This is a genomic window from Thermus brevis, assembly GCF_026427635.1.
Classification (GTDB): Bacteria; Deinococcota; Deinococci; order Deinococcales; family Thermaceae; genus Thermus; species Thermus antranikianii.
Genome location: NZ_CP102606.1, coordinates 1,731,164 through 1,752,571, shown reverse-complemented (window position 1 = coordinate 1,752,571; position 21,408 = coordinate 1,731,164). Strand labels below are relative to the sequence as shown.

General features: G+C 64.2%; 17 protein-coding genes. 14 read left to right on the top strand and 3 right to left on the bottom strand.

Translation table 11 applies throughout. From position 1 onward, the window contains the following. The first annotated feature begins 3 nt into the window (after positions 1 to 3). The 11 genes from KQ693_RS09500 to KQ693_RS09450 are packed head-to-tail and all read left to right on the top strand — an operon-like array spanning position 4 to position 12,478. On the top strand, positions 4 to 792 hold the full coding sequence (locus KQ693_RS09500; protein ID WP_015717179.1) for an ABC transporter permease: 789 nt from the start codon (positions 4 to 6) through the stop codon (positions 790 to 792). Positions 793 to 802: 10 nt separating this feature from the next. Beyond that, the gene (locus KQ693_RS09495) at positions 803 to 2,236 is read left to right on the top strand and encodes a gamma-aminobutyraldehyde dehydrogenase (RefSeq protein WP_267261075.1); all 1,434 of its coding nucleotides are present in this window, start codon (positions 803 to 805) and stop codon (positions 2,234 to 2,236) included. Next, positions 2,229 to 3,578, top strand: coding sequence for an aspartate aminotransferase family protein (locus KQ693_RS09490; RefSeq protein WP_267261074.1), 1,350 nt, complete (start codon positions 2,229 to 2,231; stop codon positions 3,576 to 3,578). The genes KQ693_RS09495 and KQ693_RS09490 overlap by 8 nt, the downstream gene beginning before the upstream one ends. Beyond that, positions 3,575 to 4,615 (top strand): ABC transporter ATP-binding protein, encoded by a 1,041-nt coding sequence (locus KQ693_RS09485; RefSeq protein ID WP_267261073.1) that lies wholly within the window; start codon positions 3,575 to 3,577, stop codon positions 4,613 to 4,615. Before KQ693_RS09490 ends, KQ693_RS09485 begins: the two co-directional genes overlap by 4 nt. Then, complete coding sequence (locus KQ693_RS09480; RefSeq protein ID WP_126170888.1) at positions 4,608 to 5,513, top strand: ABC transporter permease; 906 nt, start codon at positions 4,608 to 4,610, stop codon at positions 5,511 to 5,513. Before KQ693_RS09485 ends, KQ693_RS09480 begins: the two co-directional genes overlap by 8 nt. Beyond that, positions 5,510 to 6,301, top strand: coding sequence for an ABC transporter permease (locus KQ693_RS09475; protein WP_219759156.1), 792 nt, complete (start codon positions 5,510 to 5,512; stop codon positions 6,299 to 6,301). The genes KQ693_RS09480 and KQ693_RS09475 overlap by 4 nt, the downstream gene beginning before the upstream one ends. Further along, the gene (locus KQ693_RS09470) at positions 6,298 to 7,323 is read left to right on the top strand and encodes a polyamine ABC transporter substrate-binding protein (protein WP_267261072.1); all 1,026 of its coding nucleotides are present in this window, start codon (positions 6,298 to 6,300) and stop codon (positions 7,321 to 7,323) included. The genes KQ693_RS09475 and KQ693_RS09470 overlap by 4 nt, the downstream gene beginning before the upstream one ends. 6 nt (positions 7,324 to 7,329) lie before the next feature. After that, entirely contained in the window at positions 7,330 to 8,673 is a 1,344-nt protein-coding gene (locus tag KQ693_RS09465; RefSeq protein WP_323808497.1) for an aspartate aminotransferase family protein, read from the top strand. Continuing rightward, complete coding sequence (locus KQ693_RS09460; protein WP_267261070.1) at positions 8,657 to 9,325, top strand: GNAT family N-acetyltransferase; 669 nt, start codon at positions 8,657 to 8,659, stop codon at positions 9,323 to 9,325. The genes KQ693_RS09465 and KQ693_RS09460 overlap by 17 nt, the downstream gene beginning before the upstream one ends. After that, positions 9,322 to 10,788, top strand: a complete 1,467-nt coding sequence (locus tag KQ693_RS09455; RefSeq protein ID WP_267261069.1) for an amidohydrolase — start codon at positions 9,322 to 9,324, stop codon at positions 10,786 to 10,788. Before KQ693_RS09460 ends, KQ693_RS09455 begins: the two co-directional genes overlap by 4 nt. After that, complete coding sequence (locus KQ693_RS09450; protein WP_323808521.1) at positions 10,766 to 12,478, top strand: aldehyde ferredoxin oxidoreductase C-terminal domain-containing protein; 1,713 nt, start codon at positions 10,766 to 10,768, stop codon at positions 12,476 to 12,478. Before KQ693_RS09455 ends, KQ693_RS09450 begins: the two co-directional genes overlap by 23 nt. On the opposite strand, the gene KQ693_RS09445 is transcribed toward KQ693_RS09450, so the two are convergent. Beyond that, positions 12,451 to 13,998 carry an acyl-CoA dehydrogenase family protein gene (locus KQ693_RS09445; RefSeq protein WP_267261067.1) on the bottom strand — a complete coding sequence of 516 codons (1,548 nt, stop codon included), beginning with the start codon at positions 13,996 to 13,998 and terminating at the stop codon, positions 12,451 to 12,453. The two genes, KQ693_RS09450 and KQ693_RS09445, sit on opposite strands and share 28 nt — an antisense overlap. A gap of 95 nt (positions 13,999 to 14,093) precedes the next feature. On the opposite strand from KQ693_RS09445, the gene KQ693_RS09440 reads away from it, so the two are divergent. The 3 genes from KQ693_RS09440 to pxpB are packed head-to-tail and all read left to right on the top strand — an operon-like array spanning position 14,094 to position 18,068. Next, positions 14,094 to 14,495: a MarR family winged helix-turn-helix transcriptional regulator gene (locus KQ693_RS09440; RefSeq protein WP_015717167.1), complete on the top strand. Its 402-nt coding sequence runs from the start codon at positions 14,094 to 14,096 to the stop codon at positions 14,493 to 14,495. After that, positions 14,492 to 16,525 carry an MDR family MFS transporter gene (locus KQ693_RS09435; protein ID WP_267261066.1) on the top strand — a complete coding sequence of 678 codons (2,034 nt, stop codon included), beginning with the start codon at positions 14,492 to 14,494 and terminating at the stop codon, positions 16,523 to 16,525. The genes KQ693_RS09440 and KQ693_RS09435 overlap by 4 nt, the downstream gene beginning before the upstream one ends. 4 nt (positions 16,526 to 16,529) lie before the next feature. Further along, positions 16,530 to 18,068, top strand: coding sequence for a 5-oxoprolinase subunit PxpB (gene pxpB, locus KQ693_RS09430; protein ID WP_267261065.1), 1,539 nt, complete (start codon positions 16,530 to 16,532; stop codon positions 18,066 to 18,068). A gap of 8 nt (positions 18,069 to 18,076) precedes the next feature. On the opposite strand, the gene KQ693_RS09425 is transcribed toward pxpB, so the two are convergent. Both KQ693_RS09425 and KQ693_RS09420 read right to left on the bottom strand, forming a co-directional pair. Beyond that, positions 18,077 to 19,279 carry a thiolase family protein gene (locus KQ693_RS09425; RefSeq protein WP_267261064.1) on the bottom strand — a complete coding sequence of 401 codons (1,203 nt, stop codon included), beginning with the start codon at positions 19,277 to 19,279 and terminating at the stop codon, positions 18,077 to 18,079. Positions 19,280 to 19,402: 123 nt separating this feature from the next. Continuing rightward, positions 19,403 to 21,394, bottom strand: coding sequence for a thioredoxin domain-containing protein (locus tag KQ693_RS09420; RefSeq protein WP_267261063.1), 1,992 nt, complete (start codon positions 21,392 to 21,394; stop codon positions 19,403 to 19,405). Positions 21,395 to 21,408: the final 14 nt, after the last annotated feature.

Genomic DNA, 21,408 nt, shown 5'->3' with positions numbered 1-21,408 from the left:
GTGATGGAACGACCGGGATGGCTCCTCAGGATGATGGCCTACGGAGCTTTGTTGTTCCTGCACTTTCCTGTACTGGTGGTGATCCTTTACGCTTTTACCACCGAGGATCGAACCTACCACTTCCCTCCGCCCGGGCTCACCCTGAAGTGGTTTGGGGTGGCTTTTGCGCGTGAAGACATGTGGGCAGCTCTGGGCTTGTCGTTCCGGGTGGCCTTGGTCAGTACGGTCGTCGCTCTTGGACTGGGCCTTTTCCTGGCTTTGGGAATGCGCTTCTTCCGCTTCGCCCTGCAGGATTCGCTGTCGCTTTTAGTTACCTTGCCCATAGCGCTGCCAGGCATCGTGACGGGGATCGCCTTGCTCACCACTTTTCGTCGGTTGGGGGTAGAGCTGGGTTTTTGGACCATTGTGGCAGGCCATGTGACCTTCACCGTGGTGGTGGTCTACAACGCCGCGGTGGCTCGTCTTCGGAGGCTACCGGACAGCTGGATAGAGGCCAGTTTGGACTTGGGAGCGAATCTTCTCCAGACGTTTCGGCATGTTCTCTTGCCTCCCTTGGTGCCCGCCTTGCTCTCCGGGGCGATGCTGGCTTTTGCTTTGTCCTTGGACGAGGTGATCGTTACCACGTTTACGGCTGGGCAGGAGAAGACCCTGCCCATTTGGCTTTTTTCGGAACTGTTCCGTCCGAGAGAACGGCCGCTCACCAACGTGGTGGCCGTCTTGGTGATGGGAATTACCCTGGTTCCCTTGGTGGTTTCACAGTGGCTGGCGTACCGTGACGAGGGACGGGCATAGGAGGTGGGTGATGGTAAGGGAAACGCAGATGCTGATCGCAGGTGAGCTGGTAGCTGGGCAAGGGGACAGCCTCCCGGTGTACGACCCCAGCACCGGCCAGGTAGTGGCGGAGATACCTGAGGCTACCTTTGAACAGGTGCACCAGGCAGTGATGGCTGCTCGCCAGGCCTTTCCCTCCTGGAGCGAGACCACACCCAGGGAACGCTCCTACCTGCTTTTGGAGCTGGCGCGCCGGGTGGAAGAGGAAGCGGAGGCCTTTGCCCGCCTCGAAGCCCTAGATGTGGGGAAGCCCTTTCAGGCGGTTCTGAACGACGAGATTCCTGCTATCGTGGACACCTTCCGCTTCTTTGCGGGGGCTGCCCGGGTGCTGCCGGGGTCAGCGGCGGGGGAGTATCTGCCGGACCATACCAGTCTCATCCGCCGCGACCCCGTTGGGGTGGTGGCCTCCATAGCTCCTTGGAATTACCCCCTGATGATGGCTGCTTGGAAGCTCGGGCCTCTGTTGGCTGCAGGGAATACCGGGGTGCTGAAGCCCTCCGAGATTACTCCTCTCACTACCTTGAAGTTGGCCCGGCTTCTGGCAGAGATTTTCCCCAAGGGGGTGGTCAACGTGGTCCATGGCCGGGGGCCCACGGTGGGCCAGGCCCTTATTGACCATCCTGAGGTGGAGATGATCTCCCTTACAGGCTCCATTTCCACCGGGGAGAAGGTGCTACTTGCAGCCGCTAGGGGTATTAAGCGCACCCATCTAGAGCTGGGGGGAAAGGCGCCGGTGATCGTCTTTGCGGATGCGGACCTCGAGGCAGCGGCGGAGGCTGTGCGGTTCTTCGGCTATTACAACGCTGGCCAAGACTGCACTGCGGCCTGCCGGGTCTACGTAGAGCACCCGGTGTATGAGCGCTTCCTGTCCCTACTATCTGAGAAAGTACAGTCGATCCGGGTAGGAGCTCCCTTTCAGGAAGGGGTGGAGATGGGCCCCCTGGTGTCTCAGGAGCACCGGGAGCGGGTGCGGGGGTTTGTGGAGCGGGCCCTAGCCACGGGCCACGTGGAGGCGGTGGTGGGGGGCAGACCCATGGAGGGGCCTGGCTACTTCTACGAGCCCACAGTGCTGGCCCACGCCAGGCAGGAGGACGAGATCGTCCGCAAGGAGGTTTTCGGGCCTGTGGTTTCGGTGACGCCTTTTTCTGGGGCCGAGGAGGCCATTGCCTTGGCCAACGACTCAGATTATGGCCTAGCCTCCAGCGTTTTTACCCGGGACGTGGGACGGGCCATGCGGGTGGCAGCGCGCTTGCGCTATGGCACCACTTGGGTGAATACCCACTTCATGCTGGTGAACGAGATGCCCCACGGGGGGCTCAGGCGCTCAGGGTACGGCAAGGACATGAGCCTTTATGCCCTCGAGGACTATACCGAGGTGCGGCACGTGATGATTAAGCATGGATAGGGTCCGTATAGAGCGCCTTTTGCGAAGGGAGCAGGAAGTCTTTGTCCGTAGGAACCCCCGCTCCCAAGCGCTAGCCCAAAGGGCCCAAAGCCACCTACCTGGGGGAGTGCCCATGCCCTGGATGACCCGTTATGCCGGGCCTTTCCCCCTCTTCCTCTCCTGGGCCCAGGGGGCTAGGGTCCAAGACGTGGACGGTCACACCTACTTGGATTTTGCCTTAGGCGACACTGGGGCCATGACCGGGCACAGCCCGGGGGCGGTGGTGACGGAACTGCAGGCCCGGCTTTTGCAGGGCCTCACGGCCATGCTTCCCACAGAGGATGCCCTTTGGGTGGCGGAGGAGCTTTCCCAGCGCTTTGGGCTCCCTTTCTGGCAGTTCACTCTTTCTGCTACCGACGCTAACCGCGCTGCTTTGCGCATCGCCCGGGCTGTCACCGGGCGGCCCAAGGTCCTGGTCTTTCACGGGTGCTACCACGGTACCGTGGACGAGGCCTTTGTCGCCCTGGAAGGGGGCATCCCCAGGAGCCGCAAGGGCAACCTGGGCCCGCCAGTGGACCCCTTGCTCACCACCAAGGTGGTGGAGTGGAATGACCCCCAGGCTCTGGAAGGGGCTTTGGCTGAAAAGGACGTCGCTGCGGTGCTTACCGAGCCCGTTCTTACCAATGTGGGCATCGTCCATCCAGCCCCCGGTTTTTTGGAAAGGATTAGGTCTCTCACGCGCAAATACGGGACGCTTCTCGTTCTGGATGAAACACACACCCTGTGCGCCGGGCCTGGCGGCTGCACAGCCCGCTTCCACCTGGAACCCGACCTCCTCACCCTGGGCAAAGCCCTGGGCAGTGGGGTACCTATCGGGGCGTACGGGCTGTCCCGGGAGGTGGCGGAGGCTTATGCTGAGCTCCTCCGGGGTCCTCACGCGGACACTGCCGGGGTGGGGGGTACCCTGGCGGCCAACGCCTTCTCCCTGCGGGCAGCCCGACTCACGTTAGAAAGGGTGCTCACCGAGGAGAGCTTTGCTCGGATGGAGGCGTTAGGGGAGCGTTTTCAGGCAGGAGTGGAGGCGGTGATCCGTCAGGCCGGGTTGCCCTGGCATGTCACCCGCCTCGGGGGGCGGGTGGAGTACCTGTTCCGCCCTGAGGCAGCGGAAAATGGCACCCAGGCTCTTGAGGGACAGGATCCCCTTTTGGACCCCTTCATTCACCTTTTTCTTTTGAACCGGGGGGTGCTCCTGACTCCCTTTCACAACATGGCCCTTATGAGCCCTGCCACCACGGAGGCCATGGTGGACCGCCACACCGCGCTATTTGCTGAGGCGGTGGCATCCCTCTTGGGGGGAGCATGACGGAGGTGCTGGAAAAAGTAGAAGGGCTGCTCCTCCAGGGCCTCCGCAAGCGCTTTGGTGAGCTGGAGGTGCTCAAAGGGATTTCCCTCGAGGTCAAGAAGGGGGAGTTTTTCACCCTTCTCGGACCCTCCGGATGCGGGAAAACCACCCTGCTTCGCCTGGTGGGAGGGTTTGAACTCCCCGATGCGGGGCGGATCGTGCTCTCGGGCAGGGATCTTACAGGCCTTCCCGCCCACAAGCGACCGGTGAACACGGTCTTCCAGAACTACGCCCTTTTCCCCCATCTCACCGTCTACGAGAACGTGGCCTTCGGCTTGCGGAGCCGGCGCTTTCCCGAGGCGGTGATCCGGAGCAAGGTGGAGTACGCCCTGGGGCTTTTGCGCTTGGAGAGCCTGGTCCATCGCTACCCCCATCAGCTTTCAGGAGGGCAGAAGCAACGGGTGGCCTTGGCCCGGGCCCTGGTCAACGAGCCGGAGATTCTGCTCCTGGACGAGCCCATGAGCGCTTTGGATGCCAAGCTCCGGGCCGAGGTGCAGGTGGAGCTGAGAAACCTTCAGAGGCGTCTGGGAGCTACCTTTATCCTGGTCACCCACGACCAGGAGGAGGCCATGGCGGTTTCCGACCGCATCGGGGTCATGGAGGGGGGCGTCCTTTTGCAGGTGGGGACACCCGACGAGGTCTACGAAAGGCCCAGGACCCGGTTCGTGGCGGAGTTTCTGGGGGTGGCGAACCTGATTCCCGCCCGGAAGGTAAGGGAAGGCGCAGAAACCCCTTTGGGTGTTCTTCCCGTGAAGGTGCCCTGGAACGAGGGTTTCTTGGCCCTGCGTCCGGAGCGGCTGGAGATTCACGAGGTCCCTGTTCCTGGAAGCCTGCCCGCAAGGGTAAGGCAGGTGATCTACCGGGGAGCCTACCTCGAGGTGTTTTTGGAAGCACTGGGCCAGGTGCCCTTGCGCGCCCGCAACTCCTTGCGGTTGGAGGTGGGGCAGGAGGTCTTCGTCCGACTTCCCCTGGAGGGGCTGGTGGTGCTGGATGGCTAGGGTGCTGGTGTGGTACGGGGAGCTGGCCACCGCCAGGAGCCTCGTGTGGCGTGGGGTGCTCCTGGTCCTGCCCGGGCTTCTTTGGCTCATGGCCTTTCTGGTGCTTCCTGGGCTGGTGCTCATCCCCTTATCCTTCGCCGAGCGGGGGCCGTATGGGGAGGTGATCTGGACCTTCACCTGGGAAAACTACCGCCGGCTTCTTGGCTTTGGTGTCCTGGGCTTTAGCCTGGACAACCTGCTGGCCCTGGTGCGCACCGTATGGGTGGCCTTGGTGACCACCCTGCTGGCCGCGGTGCTGGCCTATCCCATCGCCTTCTTTATACGGGCCCAGCATCCCCGCCGCCGCTACCTTGTCCTTTCCTTGGTCCTCATTCCCTTCTGGACCAACATTGTGATCCGCACCTACGCCTGGCAGCTTCTCCTGGCCCCGGAGATGCCCTTTGCCCGGATCCTGGCCGCCTTGGGCCTGGTGGAGCCGGGCATGGCCTTGTTCCCCAGTAGCCTCGCCGTTTACCTGGGCATGCTGAGTGCCTTCCTTCCCTTCATGGTCTTGCCCCTTTACTCCAGCGTGGAGCGGATGGACGAGAGCCTCCTCGAGGCGGTCCGGGACCTTTACGGGGGGCCGGTGAGGGTCTTTCTCCACGGCATCCTGCCCCAGACCCTGCCTGGCCTCACCGTGGGGGTTATCCTCACCTTTATCCCCGCCATGGGCATGTTCGTGGTGCCGGACCTCTTGGGTGGGGCCAAGCACCTGCTGGTGGGTAACCTCATCCAGCAGGCCTTTTACACCATGCGGGACTGGCCTTACGGGGCGGCCTTGAGCCTGGTACTCATCCTCCTGACCCTGGTGGCCCTTAGGCTGTACCGCCGCTACGGGAAGGAGGTGGAGCTGGCATGAGGCTTCACTGGCTGACCTCGGCGGTGGCCCTTGGCGCCTTGGCCTTTTTGTACCTGCCCATGCTGGCGGTGGCCCTTTTCTCCTTCAACCGCACCCGGCATGGCCTGGGCTGGGGAGGGTTCACCTGGGACTGGTATGTGAGGCTTTTCCAAAACCCCGCCCTCTTGGAGGCGGCGCAGAACACCCTGGTTCTGGCCCTTCTTTCCACCCTGGTGGCCACGGTCCTGGGAACCCTCTTGGCCCTAGGGCTGGAACGGCATCCCTTCGGCCCTCGAGGGCGTGCCCTTCTGGAAACCACCCTGTACCTTCCCGTGGTCACCCCCGACCTGATCCTGGCGGCCGCCCTGGTGGTGGCCTTTGGCTTCCTGCGGCGGGCCTTCGCCCTCTTTGAGCCCGGCCTTCCCGCCATGGTGGTGGGCCACGCCACCTTTCAAGTGGGGTTTGTGGCCCTGGTGGTGATGAGCCGCCTCAAGAGCCTGCCCAGAGAGCTGGACGAGGCAGCCCGGGATCTCTACGCCACCTACTCCCTCTACCTGCGCCGGGTCCTTCTGCCCTTGCTGGCGCCGGGGATTGTGGCTGGGGCCATGCTGGCCTTTACCCTTTCCCTGGATGATTTCGTCATCAGCTTCTTCACCGCCGGTCCCACAAGCCAGACCCTGCCCCTGGTCATCTACGCCTCGGCCCGCAGGGGGATTACCCCGGAGATCCATGCGGTGTCCACCCTGCTTTTCCTGTTCACGGTGGTGTTGGTGTTGAGCGCAGAGCGCTTCACAAGGAGGTTAGCATGAAGAGGATAGCGGTGTTTTTGGTGACTTGTTTGGCCCTGGGTCTTGCGCAAAAAGGGGAGCTTCGGCTTTTTATCTGGTCCGAGTACATTGACCCCGCCATCCTCCAGGCCTTTACCCAGAAGTACGGTTACCGGGTCCGCATGGACCTCTACGAATCCAACGAGGAGATGATCGCCAAGCTTCAGGCGGGAGGTGTGAGCCAGTACGACATCATCGTTCCCTCGGATTTTTACGTTCCCTCCATCATCCGGTTGGGGCTGGTTCAACCCCTCAACCACGCCAAGATTCCCAACCTGAAGAACCTGGACGATAAGTTCAAGAATCCCCCCTTTGATCCAGGGAACCGCTACTCCGCCGCGTATCAGTGGGGCACCACAGGCCTCATCTTCCGCAAGGACAAGGTGGCCAAGCCCGATTCCTGGGCGGTTCTCTTCAAGGACCCCAAGGCCCCCTTTATCCTCATGGACTCGTCGCGGGAGATGCTGGGCAACGCCCTGCGCTATCTGGGCTACTCGGTCAACACCAAAAATCCCAAGGAGGTACAGGCGGCAGGCCAGCTTCTCCTTCAGGCCAAGAAGAGCCGGTACTTCCTGGGGTTTGAGGGCGGGGTAGGGGGAAAGAACCGGGTGGTGGCGGGAGCGGCCACCTATGCGGTGGTGTACAACGGGGATGCGGTAAAGGCGGCCGACGAAAACCCTGGCAAGGTGGAGTTCACCATTCCCAAAGAAGGCGCCACCTTGTGGGTGGATTCCCTGATGATCCCCGCCAAGGCGCCGAACCCCGAGGCCGCCCATCTGTTCATCAACTTCATTCTGGATGCCAAGGTGGGGGCCCAGCTTTCCAACTTTAACCGCTACGCCACCCCCAACCGGGCAGCCCTCCCGTACATCCGGCCCGAAGACCGGAAGAACACGGCCATTTACCCGAGTCCCGAGGTGATGAAGCGCTTGGAGTTCATCCTGGACTTAGGCAAGGATAACCGCATCTACGACGAGGTGTGGACGGCGGTAAAGAGCCGCTAGGAGACTATGGGATACATCCAACTCAAAACAGCCATTCCCGGTCCCAGGAGCCGGGCCCTAATGGAACGCAGGGCCCAGGCGGTCACCCGGGCTTTGGCCCAGGCCAACCCCATCGCCGTGGCCAAGGCCCATGGAGCCTTGGTGGAGGATGTGGATGGCAACCTCCTCATCGACCTGGCCGGGGGTATCGGGGCTTTGGGCGTGGGCCACACGCCCAAAGCGGTGGTGGAGGCCATAAAGGCCCAGGCGGAGAACCTCATCCACATGTGCGCCATTGTGGCCAACTACGAGCCCTACCTGGCCTTGGCGGAGGCCCTGAATGCCCTTTACCCCGGGCCTGGCCCCGCCAAGACCCTCCTGGCCAACGGGGGGGCGGAGGCGGTGGAGAATGCGGTGAAGCTGGCCCGGGCCTTCACGGGGAGGGCAGGGGTCATGGTGTTTGAGGGAGCCTATCATGGCCGCACCAACCTCACCATGGCCATGACCTCCAAGTACGCCCTCTTTAAGAAGGGCTTTGGCCCTTTTGCCCCGGAGGTGTACCGGTTGCCCGTGCCCAACCTGTACCGCACCCCGCCCGGGATGACCCAGCAAGAGTACTTGGACTGGTCCCTTTGGAACCTGGAGAACGCCTTGGTCGCCCACATCGACGGTTCCGCCCTGGCCGCCATCGTGATTGAGCCGGTGCTGGGCGAGGGAGGCTTCATCCCGGTGCCCCATGCCTTCTTGAGGAAGCTACGGGAAATCGCCGACCGCACGGGGGCCGTGTTGATCGCCGATGAGGTGCAGTCCGGTTCTGGACGGACGGGGCGGATGTGGGCCATCGAGCATAGCGGGGTGGTGCCCGACCTCATCGTTTCCGCCAAGAGCCTGGGGGCTGGGATGCCCATCAGCGCCGTGACGGGCCGGGCGGAGATTCTGGATGCGCCCCACGTGGGCGGGGTGGGAAGCACCTATGGGGGAAATCCCCTGGCGGCGGTGGCGGCCCTCGAGGCCTTAAGGATCCTCAAGTCCCCGGGATTCTTGGCCAGGGCCCAGGATATCGAGGCCAAGGTGCGGGAGATCTTCGAGCCCCTTAAGGAAGAGGTCCCAGCCCTGGGGGATGTCCGGGGGATCGGGGCCATGATGGCCCTGGAGTTCGTGAAGGATCCCAAGACGAAGGAGCCCTGGCCCGAGTTCGTTCTGGACCTGGTGCGGCGGAACGCCGAGAGGGGAGTGATCACCATCCGGGCGGGCCTTTACTCCAACGCCCTCCGCTTCCTGCCACCCCTGGATATTCCTTTGGACATGCTGGAGGAAGGCCTTTCCGTGGTGGCGGAGAACATCCGGGATGTGTATGCAGCCCTTGCCTGAGCCATTGGTGGTTTCCGAGGATGGTCGGTTCGCCGTGGTCCAGTCCCAGCTCTGGATGGCCGAGGCCCTCGAGGCCATCCAGGAAGCCAGCTTCCCCACCCTTTCCAGGGAGGAGCGCATGACCAAGGAACACTACCTTTCCCACATGCGCATCTTCCCGGAGGGGCAGCATGCGGTGGTGGAGCTTCCTGGGGGCAAGGTGGTGGCCTGTTCCACCGATTTCCGCACCCGGGTGGACTTCCACCACTACCAGCACCACTACATTGAGGCCGTGGCCGGGAACTGGCTTACCCGTCATGACCCGGAAGGAGACTGGCTTTACGGGGCGGATATCGGGGTCCTGCCGGAGTACCGGGGTCTGGGCCTTTCCCGGCTTCTTTACCGGGCCCGCCAGAACCTGGTGCGCCGGCTGGGTCTAAAGGGCCATGTGGCGGGGAGCATGCCCAAGGGGTATCACCGCTATGCGTCGGAGATGCCCATAGAGGAGTACGTGCACCGGGTGGTGCGGGGAGAACTCCAGGATCCCGTGCTGTCCGTGCAGCTTCGCCGGGGCTACCGGGTGTACGGCATCATCCCCGACTACCTGGAGGATCCCTCCTGCCTGAACTACGGGGTCTTCGTGGTCTGGCGCAACCCGGAGGTGGGCTGGTGAGGAGGATCCCCGGGCAAGTGTACGTCCCGGATGCCCAGGGGCGCTACCGTCCCTACCGGAGCCTCTGGGTGAGGGAAGGGCGGGTGGCGGGCCTTGAGCCGGGGGCGGGAAGAGGAGAGGCCATCCTTCCGGGGTTTCACGACGCCCACGTGCACATCTGGAAGATCGGCCAGCTTCTCACGGACCTCCTGGACCTGCGGGAGGTGGATTCCCTCGAGGCCCTGGCCGGGCTTCTGCGGGAGCGGGATCGGGTTCTGCCTCCCGGGGCTTGGCTTCTCGGCCGGGGGTGGAACGAGGCCAGGTTGGGTGGGGTGCCCAACAGGGCCTTTCTGGATTCCGTGGTGCCGGGCAGGCCCGTGCTTCTTACCCGGACCTGCGCCCATATCCATGCCCTAAACTCCAAGGCCCTGGCGCTTGCGGGGATTGGCCCGGAAACCCCAAGCCCGCCGGGAGGGGAGATTCGCCATGAGGAGGGGCTTCTTCTGGAAAGGGCCTACGGGCTGGTGGAACGGGTCCTCCCCCGGCGTACCGTGGAGGACTACCGCCGCTATATCCTGGCGGGAAGCCGGTATCTCCTGGCCAGAGGGATCACCTCGGCCCTGGAGGCGGGGGCGGACCCCCTTCTTCTGGAGGCCTACCGGAGCCTGGACCAGGAGGGGCTTCTCCCCTTAAGGGTAAGTGTCCTGGCCATCCTTCGCCCCGACGGGGAGGAGGTCCTTTACCCCCTGCCTGCACTCTACCGTTCGGAGCGGCTTGTGATTGCCGGGGTCAAGCTCTTTGCCGATGGCGGCCTCTCCGGGGCCTCGGCGGCGGTAAGCCGGCCCTACCGGGAGGTGGGGGGGCAGGGGGTTTTGCGCCTTAAGGCGGAGGAGATCTTGGAGCTGGCGCTTCCGGCCCACCGGAAGGGCTTCTTCGTGGCCACCCACGCCATCGGGGATGTGGCCATAAGGGAGGTGCTTGCCGCTTACGCTCGGCTCTACCGGGAGGAGCCCAGGCCCCTTCGGCACCGCATCGAGCACTTCGGCCTGCCGGGGCCGAAGGAGCTTGCCCTGGCCAGAAGCCTGGGCATCTGGGTGGTTCCCCAGCCCATCTTCCTGAAGGAACTCAGGGAGAATTTTGTGAGGTACCTGCCGGAGGTGTTTCTCCCTTGGTGCTATAACTTAAGGCGCATGGAGGAGGCAGGCCTTTCCCTGGCGTTTTCCTCCGATGCCCCGGTGGTGCGGGAGGTTTCCCCTGTGCAGGGAGCGCTTGCAGCCTCCCTGCCCCTGACCGGGAGGGGGCTTCCCTTGATGCGCTCCCTGTTTTACTACACCCGTCCGGAAGCCAGTGGCCTCGAGGCCCTGCGCCTCTGGCCCGGACAGCTAGCGGATCTCGTGGTGTTCTCCGAGAATCCTTTTACCCACCCGGAGGAGGCCCGGGTGGTACGCGTGGAGGTGGATGGTGTGGCGGTCTTTGAAGGTTGACCTTACGGGCAAGCGGGTTTACTGGCAGGAAGTTTCCCCCGAGGAGGTGGCCTATGGCGGCCGCTACCGCACGGGGCGGCTTCTTCTGGAGCGGGAAGCCTACCGCATGGATCCCCTTTCCCCGGAGAACCCCCTGGTGTTCGCCGTGGGTCCCCTGGCGGGAACGGGGTTTTCCAACGCCAACCGCACCAGCGTGGGTACGCGAAGTCCCCTGACCCTGGGCATCAAGGAGGCCAACGGGGGCGGCACCTTCGGTTACGCCCTGGGCCAGATGAAGCTTTCCCACCTGGTCCTCGAGGGGGCAAGCCCCGACTGGGTGGTCCTCCGCATCACCCGGGAGGGCCAGGTCTTCTTTGACCCGGCGGAGGACCTTCTCGGCCTCGGGAACTTTGAGGCGGTGGCCAAGCTCTTTGCCGCCTACGGCAGGAAGATCGCCTTCGCCCTTCTGGGGCCGGTGGGGGAGTATCTGGGCCTCCTTTCCGGCATCGCCTTTTCGGACATCGACGGCAGGCCTTCCCGCCTGGCGGCCCGGGGGGGCGTGGGGGCGGTGATGGGAAGCAAGCGGGTCAAGGCCATCGTGGTGGAGGTGCCGGGGAAGGTGGAGGTCTGGGACAAGCCCAAGGTCACCGGGGCCATCCGCCGCTATGCGGAGCTTTTGCGCCAGGACCCCTTGGTGATGAAGTTCTACAACGCCATCGGCACCATGGGAATGGCGGACTTCCAGAATGCCTTCGGGGGGCTGCCGGTGAGGAACTTTCGCCAGGGCCAGCTGGCCTCCCCGGAGGAGTTCCGCATGGGCGGCCAGTACATCGCTCCCCTTAACAAGGCCCGGGGAGGGAAACACACCCACGCCTGCATGCCTGGATGCGTGATCCAGTGCTCCAACGTCATCGTGGACGAAAAGGGAGAGGAGGTGGTCTCCCCCCTGGAGTACGAGACCATCGGCCTTATGGGCACCAACTGTGGCCTCACCGATCCGGACCAGCTCGCCCGCCTCAATCGCCTGGCCAACGACCTGGGGGTGGACACCATAGAAACCGGGGCCACCTTGGCCCTTTTCATGGAAAAGGGAGAGGCGGACTTCGGGGACTATGCCTTCATGGAGGCCAGGCTCAAAGCCCTCTACACCCCAAGTGAGGAGGCCCGCTTCCTGGCCCAAGGCACCGCCCGGGTGGGGGAGGCGCTTGGGCTTAAGCGGGTTCCCGTCATCAAGCGCCAGGCCATCAGCGCCTACGATCCCAGGGTGGTGGAGGCCACGGGGATCACCATGATGATCACCGCCCAGGGAGCGGACCACACCGCGGGGAATGCCCCGCGCCTGGAAACCCGGGCCATGCCCGTGGAGGAGATCCTCGAGGCCAGTTACCAGGCCCAGGTAAACGCCGCCGCCAACGACGCCCTGGGCCTTTGCGTCTTCGGGGGAAGCGTCACCAACAAGCAGGTGGAGTTCGTGGTGGAAAGCCTAAACGCCGCCCTGGGCACGAGCCTGACCCCTGCCTTCTGGCGTGAGCTTGGGGAGGGCGTTTTGCGCTTGGAACATCGCTTTAACCACCTGGCGGGCTTCACCCACCAGGATGACCGCCTCCCAGGCTTCTTCTATGAGGAACCCCTTCCGCCCAAGGGCTACACCGCCCGCTTCCGCCCCCAGGACCTGGCGCTCCTTTACGAGAGGCTTGACCAGGGGTCGTAAAGCTCAGGCTTTTGGGCGGAGGGGGGAAGGGTTTCCCCTTTAAGGAAGCGGCGGGCGTAGAGCTCCGCAAGCTCGGGGAAGGGTTCGGCGGCCACCTTCTCCAAGGCGTAGACCGTCACCACGTCCGCCAAAGCCCTGAGGGCCTCCTTGGCGTACCAGGGTCCTTCCTCTTGCAGCTTCTTGAGGATCTTGTGCGCCTCGGCCTGGGCCCTTGGGCTTCCCCCTAGCATGGCCAAGAGGGGCTCGTGGGCGCGCTTCTTGAGGATGGCCTCCAGCATGTCCAGGGCCTGGATATTGGCGGGGCCCTCCCAGATGGGGGTGATGAGGGCTTCCCGGTGCCAGCGGGCCACCCCGTACTCCTCCAGGAAGCCTAGGCCCCCGAAGAGTTCCATGGCGAGGGCGGTGATGGCGCTGGCGTGCTCGGCGGTGCGCCCCTTGGCCAGGTGGGAGAGGAGGCGGGCCAGGTGGTAGCCCTCGCTGTAGGGGGGCCGTTCCTCCCAGGCTTGGTCAAAGGCCTGGATGGCCAGAAAGGCCAGGGCGGTGCCTCCCACCTGCCTCAGGCGCATCTCCAGGAGGTCGTGCTGAATGAGGTCGTGCTGGAGGAGGGTCTTCCCGAAGGCTGTCCGCCTCCTCACCCGGAAGAGGGCCTCGAGGTGGGCTTTCTTGGCGATGCCCATGGCGGCGGCCGCATTGGCCAGCCGGCTCACCGTGAGGTTTTCCAGGGTGTAGTAAATCCCTTCCTCCAGCCTGCCGATAGGGTAGGCCAGGCTTCCCTCCAGCTCCACCTCCCCTGAGGGCACAGCCCGGGTGGCCAGCTTTTCCTTAAACCGGCGCACGGTAAAGTTCAGCCTCCCCTCCACCTCCCGGGGCAGGAGGAAGAGGCCAAGGCCCTTGGGGCCGGCCGGGGCTCCCTCCGGCCTGGCGGTGACGATGGCGTAGTCGGCCAGGCCCGCCCCTGAGGCGAAGTACTTGTCCCCCTGGTAAAGGCGGTAGGCGTTTCCCTCCCGCCGGGCCACGGTGCGGTTGGCCCCCAGGTCGCTTCCTCCCTGGATCTCTGTCATCCAGGTGGCGCCGAAGGCCGGGCCGTAAAGGAGCTCCCGCTTCACCCCTTCGTGCTCAGGGGCGTACTTGTGGAGGGCGTAGGCCACCTGGTGGGTGATGGTGAGGATGCAGTAAAGCCCTCCATCCGCCAGGAGGTACCCAAAAGCGTAGTGGAGGGACCAGCCCCGGCCCTCATAGGCGGGGCGGATCATGGGGCGAAGCTTCTCCAAAAGAGCCTTTTGCGCAGGGGAGAGGAGGGCCCGGTCTATACGGTTCCCATCCAGGTCGTGCATCTGCAGGCGGGGCGGGGCATCCTGGTCCACGTGGTGGGCCACCTCCAAAACCTCTTCCCCCACCAGCTTCCCGAAGGCGGAGAGCTCCTCTTGGGGGAGGCCGGGGGCAAAAGTGTCTAATATCGCTTTTAGATCCGGGTCAAGCTTATAGTGATCCTCGCCCTGGCTGTAAAAGCGCGCCCTCATGGTTTCCTCCGAGTCCCAGGCTAATCCCGGGAGGAAGGCGCGTCAAGGTGAGGCGATTCACACTCAAATAGTTTGTTGTGAAATAATATGACCGCATGGTTTGGGAGGTGATGGGCCGAATCTGGCGTTTGCAGCGAGCCTTGCGCGAGGAGATGGAGGAGGGCCTCGAGGCCCTGGACCTTTCCGGCCTGGAGGCCTGGTTGCTCCGGGTGGTGGATACTCACCCGTATCCCTCGGATGCCGCCCGGCACATGGGTCTGCCGCCGCCCACCGTAAGCCATATGCTGAGGAGGCTTGAGGAAAAGAACTTCTTGGAGCGCTCCTTGGACAACAAGGACCTTCGCCGCTTCAGCTTTCGCCTCACGGAAAAGGGAAGGAACGCCTTGCGGCAAGCGGAGGCGCTTATGGAGGCGGCGCTCAGGCGGCGCCTCGCCCGGCTTAAGCCGGAGGAAATCGCGCACTTGTTGGAGTTACTGGGCAGGTTGGAGGAAGCATGAATCCCACACCACAAGAGGTTCGCTTCACCATGATCGGGGTCCTGCTGGGGGTTTTGCTGGCAGCCCTGGACCAGACCATCGTGTCCACCGCCATGCCCCGCATTGTGGGAGAGCTGAGGGGAGCCGAGTACTACGCCTGGGTCACCACCAGCTACCTCCTCACCTCCACGGTTTCCGCTCCCATCTTTGGTAGGCTCACGGAGCTCTTCTCTCGCAAAGGGGTTTTGCTTTGGGCGGTAAGCCTTTTCCTTCTGGGTTCGGCCCTTTCCGGGCTGTCCCAGAACATGACCCAGCTTATCCTCTTCCGGGGGCTACAGGGGGTGGGGGGTGGGGCCCTTTTCGCCCTGGCCCTCACCACCATCGCTGTGCTCTTTCCCCCTCGTCAGCGGGGCAAGCTGGCGGGGGCTTTCGGGGCTATTTTCGGCCTTTCCTCCGCGGTGGGGCCCTGGCTAGGAGGTCTCCTCACCGACCACCTTTCCTGGAGGTGGGTGTTTTACATCAACATGCCCGTGGGGGCGGTGGCGCTGGGGTTCATCCTGCGCTACATGCCCCGGCTTCGGCCTGGAGGGCGGGAACCCTTCGACTTCCTGGGGGCCATGCTCCTCGTCCTCTGGACGGTGCCCCTAATGCTGGCCTTTTCCTGGGGAGGAAGCACGTACCCTTGGGGAAGTCCAGCGATCCTGGGGCTTTTCACCTTGGCTTTCCTAGGGCTTCTCCTTTGGATTTGGGTGGAGATCCGGCTTCCCTACCCGCTGTTTGACCTCTCGGTTTTCCGGGGAAGGGTGTTCAGCCTCTCGGCGGTGGCGGCCTTCTTCTATGGCCCGGCCTTTCTGGGGGCGGTAGCCTTCCTGCCCCTATACCTGCAGGTGGTGAAGGGGGTTTCCGCCAGCCAAAGCGGGATCACCGTCCTGCCCTTGACCCTGGGCGTGGTGGTAGGAAGTTTGGGCGGCGGACAGCTCCTGGCCCGTTTCGGGCGGTACAAGGCCCTCCTCCTCACCAGCGCCGGGTTTCTGTTGGCCCTTTTCCTGGTTCTCCACTTCACCCTCACGGTGGGGACCCCTCTGGCGGAGGTGGTGGGTCTATTCTTCCTGCTGGGCCTTGGCTTGGGTCCAGCCCAGAGCGTCCTCAACATCGTGGCGCAAAGCGGCCTGCCCAGGGAACGCATGGGGAGTGGGACCAGCATGGTCCAGTTCATGCGCCAGATCGGATCCACCATGGGGATTGCCTTGCTGGGGACCATCCTGGCTCAAAGCCTCACGGACCACCTCCAGGGTGCTTTTCCCTCGGGGACCTCCACCCCCGCCCTGAGCCGTGCGGGGGAGGGGATGGCCCTGGACCTGGACCGGGAGTTTGCCCGCCTCGAGGACTTGCTGGTAAGGGCCCTTAAGGGGGAGGAAGGAGCCTACCAGGCCCTGATGGCAGATCCCTTCCTGCCCGGGGATTTCAAGCGGTCCCTGAGGCCCGGGGGCATTCCCACCCAGTTCGCCGAGGTGAGGGAACAGGTGGCCAGGGCCTTGCGGGGGGACGACGGGGCGCGGAAGGCGCTTTTGGCGGATCCCACCTTGCCGCCCGAGATAAAGGTTGTTCTCCTGCCCGGCGGGGTGGCCCAGGGGACTCTCGCCTTGCTGGAGCGGATTTGGTCCGGGGATGTGACGGCCAGGGAAGCCCTTTTCCAGCTGCCCTGGGGGAAAAGCCTCGAGGGATTCCTTGCCGCACCTCCCTCCCCAGCCCTTAGGGCCCGGGTGATGTCCCAGCTTAACACCCTGGAGGAAAGGGTGGTGGCCCAGGCGCAGGCTTTCTTGAAAAGGGCGGAGGCTCAGGCCCTATCCCAAGTGCCTGCCCAGGTGGTGTCCCGCCTCGAGGCGGTTCGGCTTAAGCTTAAGGAAGCCTTGCAGGAGGGCATCGTGGAGGCTCTCCGGCGGATCTTTCTCCTTAGCGCCCTCTTTATTGCCCTTTCCCTCGTGACCCTGGTGTTTCTGCCGGACCTGGAGCTTTCGGGAGGCCTTGGGCCCCGGCCTTCGCTAGAGTGAAGGGGTGGACGGGTTCTACCTGGCCTTTGGCGAGGGGCTTTCCGAGGAAGCCAACCGCATGGCCCAGGCCCTGGCCGGCCTTCTTCTAAAGGCTCCCCCCGAGGGGCTTTGGGAGGCAGTTCCCGCCTACGGCACCCTGTACCTGGAGTACGATGCCAGGCGGCTTTCCCGGAAACGGCTCCTTGGGCTTGTTTCCCGGCTGGCCACCACCTTGGCCGAAACTGGGGAGGAAAGCAGGCTGGTGGAGATCCCCGTGCGCTACGATGGGGAAGATCTCTTGGAGGTGGCCGGGCGCACGGGGCTTCCCCTGGAGGAGGTGAAACGCCTGCACCAGGCACCCCTTTACCGGGTCTATGCCCTGGGGTTTACCCCCGGGTTTCCCTTTTTGGCCCCGGTGGAACCGGCCTTGCGCCTGCCCCGCCGCCCCCACCCTAGGCCCAGGGTGCCGGCCCATGCGGTGGCCATGGCCGGGCCCCAGACGGGCATCTACCCTCTGCCCTCCCCTGGAGGGTGGCATCTTTTGGGCACCGCCTTGGTGGCGGTCTACGATCCCCATCGGGAGGAACCCTTTCTCCTCAGGCCAGGGGACCGGGTGCGCTTCCGGGAAGCTGAGGGTTCCACTCCCCCGGAGCCCAGCCCCTTGGCCCTACTTCCCGAGGAGCCCAGGATTCCTGCCCTGCGGGTGGAGGAGCCGGGTCTACTGGACCTGGTGGTGGATGGGGGAAGGTTCCTGGCGGGCCACCTGGGCTTGGCCCGTTCCGGGCCCTTGGATCCCTACTCCGCCTCCCTGGCCAACCGCCTGGTGGGGAATCCCCCGGGCGCACCCCTTTTGGAGGTGGCCTACCGGGGCCCGGTCCTCACCGCTCTTAGAGATCTTGTGGCGGCGGTGGCGGGGTATGGGCTTACCGCTCTCCTGGAGGGGGAAGAGATCCCGCCGGGCCGGAGCTTTTTCTGGCCTAGGGGCAAAACCCTCTCCTTCCGGCCCAGGGGCCGGGGGGTCAGGGTTTACCTGGCGGTGGCGGGAGCCCTCGAGGGCCGTTCCTTTATGGGTTCCGTGTCCCCGGACCTCCGGGGCAGGATCGGTCGCCCGTTGGTGGCGGGGGATGTCTTGGGTCTGGGGGAGGAAAGGGCGGTACGGCCGGGACTCGCCTTCCGGCAAAGGCCCTTGCCGGAAACCTTTCGCCTCCGTCTCCTTCCCGGGCCCCAGTTTTCCTGGGAGGCCCGTAGGGCCCTGATTTCCGCCTCCTTCCGGGTGGTGCGGGCGGACCGGATGGGCGTGGAACTCGTGGGGCCGGAGGTACCCGGGGGGGAAGGGCTTTCCGAGGCCACACCCTTGGGAGGTATCCAGGTGCCGCCCTCCGGGCGCCCCCTGGTGCTTTTGGTGGACAAGGGAAGCCTTGGGGGCTATGCCAAGCCGGCCAGGGTTCATCCTGGAGATCTCTGGCTTTTCGGTCAGGTGTGGCCGGGAGTGGAGTTAGCGTTCACATGCGACTATCATCGTGAGAGACAGCACATAGTTCCCATCCTGGTCTGGGAAGGTTAGGGGAAGCCTCACACCGCCTCCACCACCATGGCGATTCCCTGACCCACACCGATGCACATAGTAGCCAGACCGAACTGAACTTTTCTGCGCTGCATTTCGTGGAGCAGGGTGGTGAGGATGCGGGCTCCGGAGGCTCCCAGGGGGTGGCCGATGGCAATGGCCCCGCCGTTGGGATTCAGACGGGGGTCCTCCATGTCCAGGCCCCACTCCCTGAGCACGGCGAGGCTCTGGGCGGCGAAGGCTTCGTTGAGTTCAATCAGGCCGATGTCCTTCAGGGTAAGCCCTGCCCGTTCCAAGGCCTTCTTGGTGGCAGGCACTGGCCCGATGCCCATGATCCTGGGGGGAACCCCGGCCACGGCGATGCTCCGCACCCGGGCCAGGGGGTTGAGGCCGTGGGCCTTGGCGTAGGCATCGGAGACCAGGAGGACCGCGGCGGCCCCATCGTTCAGGGGGCTGGAGTTTCCTGCGGTCACCGTGCCCCCTTCCCGGAACACGGGCCTGAGCTGGGCCAGTTTCTCCAGGGAGGTATCCCTCCTTGGCCCCTCATCCACCTCCACCCGGACTTCCTCCTTCCCCCGCTTCACGGGCACGGGGACCACCTCCTTGGCGAAGCGCCCCTCGTCCCAGGCGCGGATGGCCTTTTGATGGGAGAGGAGGGCGAAGCGGTCCTGCTCCTCCCGGGGGATCTGGTACATCTCCGCCAGGTTCTCGGCGGTTTCCCCCATGCTTTCCGTGCCGTAAAGGGCCTGCATTTTGGGGTTAATCAGGCGCCAGCCCAGGGTGGTGTCGTACATCACCTGGTTGCCGGTGGGGAAGGGCCTTTCCGCCTTGGGCACCACAAAGGGAGCCCGGGACATGGACTCCACCCCGCTCCCGATGTAGACCTGGCCTTCCCCTGCCCAGATGGCCCGCACCGCCTGGGCCACGGCCTCCAGACCGGATCCGCAGAGGCGGTTGACCGTGCACCCCGCCACTTCCACGGGGAAACCCGCCAGGAGGAGGGCCATGCGGGCCACGTTGCGGTTGTCTTCTCCGGCTTGGTTGGCGCAGCCGGCGTAGACGTCCTCCACCTCCTCCTTGGGGACCCCGCTTCGTTCCATGAGGGCGGAGAGGGCTAGGGCCAGGAGATCGTCGGGGCGCACACTGGCCAGGGCACCCCCGTGCTTGCCGATGGGGGTTCTGAGTGCTTCCACAATCCAGGCTTCGGGCATGGGACCTCCTTACCGACCGTTCGGTAACAGTGTAGGGGAGGTGGGAGGGAAAGTCAATCGTCTTGCAGAGAGAGGAAAAGCACAAGCTGTTTTAATCGTGAATAGGTACACAAGTAAGGGGGATTACCCACCATAGACCGCCCGTACCTCCTCCACCAGGCTATTCACCTCCTCAACCGGTAACCGGCAGGCTCCCTCCCGGCACAGGTAGGCCCTTCCGGGCTCCCGCCCTAGAAGGCCCGGAAGAGCATCCGCAGGCCCTACTACCAACTGGGTAAGGGGTAGGTAGAGCTCCCGTACCGACTCCAGAATCGGGGAGGGCGTGGGGAGGGCAAGCTCCGTTCCTTCCTTGAGGAGGCGGTGAACCAGGAGCAAGCCAGGTAGGGCGTGGGGATGGCGCTCAAGCCACAGGGCCCCTTCCTCCAAAAGCAACTCGGCCCGCCTGCGGTAGTCCCCGCCAAAGGCGGCCTGCAAGCGCCAGAAGGCCTCGGCCAGGGCGCTTTTGCCAGAGGGAAGGGTGGTTTCCTCCACCTCCTTGGCGGGAAGGGGAAGGGAGTTCAGGGCCGGAGGGGTGCTTGGTCCTTCAAAACCCTCCCCTCGAAAGACCCCCCAGGCTGCCTCCGCCAAGGACCTTGCCTTCTCCAGATAGGGCCACTCGCCGGTGGCGGTGTAAAGCTCCAGTAAGGCCAAGGCGGTAAAGCTTTGGTCTTGGAGGAAAGCCTCTTCCCCTAGGGCCCCAGCCCGCCATACGTGGCGTATAAGGCCATCCTTGCCCATGGTTTCCACCAGGAAGTGGGCCCCGCGCCGGGCCGCCATCAAGTAGCGGTCGTCCCTTAAAAGCCTGCCCGCCTCGGCCAAGGCCCGCACCGCCAAGGCAGACCAGTCAGCTAAGACCTTGTCGTCCAAGTTGGGGGGCATGCGACGTCGCCTTAAGGCAAGAAGCCTAGCCCGGAGGCCCTCCCGCCAGGCTGCAAAGCCTTCCCCCAGCTCCCTCTTTACCTCTTCCTCACCCCAGGCGGTAAGCACGTACCTGGGAGAGTTCCCTCCCTCCAGGGGCGGGGCCTTCCCCAGGGCAAAATAGCGGTGGGCCAGGGGGTAATCCTCCCCCGAGGCTGCCTGCAGCTCGTCCGGGGTCCAGGTGTAGTAGCGTCCTTCCTCCCCCTCGCTTTCCGCATCCAAAGCCGTGTAAAACCCTCCTTGGCCAGGGCTTTGCATGGAAAGAAGCCAGTCCAGGGTTTCCCGGGCCACCCTGAGAAAAAGGGGGTCGGCGAAGACCCGGTAAGCCCCCAGGTAGACCCGGGCCAGGAGGGCGTTGTCGTAAAGCATCTTTTCAAAGTGGGGGAGGTACCAGAAGCGGTCCACGGCGTAACGGTGGAACCCTCCACCGACCTGGTCGTAGACCCCACCCAGGGCCATGGCCCTTAGGGTCTTGTGGAGGATCCCGCGGTCCTCCTCCTTGCCCCGCCAGGCCAAGGCCAGGAGATAAAGGAGGAGGTTACCTTGGGGAAACTTGGGTGCGGGGAGAAGCCCACCCCACTCCGGATCAAAGGATCGGGCAAGAAACGACAAAGCTTTTTCCTCCACATCCTGGGGCACGGGTCCGGGAGGAGGAGTAAGGCTTCGCCAAAGGGCTTGGGAAAGGCGTTCCGCCTCCCTGGTGATGGCCTCCCGTTCCTCCCGCCAGGCCTGGGCTACCGCCAGGAGGACCCGTCTAAAAGAGGGAAGACTTCCGCGGTCTTCCTTGGGGAAATACGTTCCCCCGAAGAAGGGCTTCCCCTCCGGGGTGAGGAAGAGGCTCATGGGCCAGCCCCCCTGGCCGGTGAGGCTGATGAGGGCCTGCATATAGGCGGCGTCCACATCGGGCCGCTCCTCCCGGTCCACCTTCACCGGGATAAAGTGCCGGTTGAGGATCCCCGCCACCTCGGGGTCTTTGAAGGACTCCCGGTGCATCACGTGGCACCAGTGGCAGGCGCTATACCCCACGGAGAGGAAGATGGGTTTATCCTCCTGCAAGGCCGCGCTAAAGGCTTCCTCCCCAAAGGGGTACCAGTCCACGGGGTCTTCCGCATGCTGGAGGAGGTAAGGGCTTCTAGAACCCCTTAGGCGGTTGGCCATGCCCTTAGCCTAGC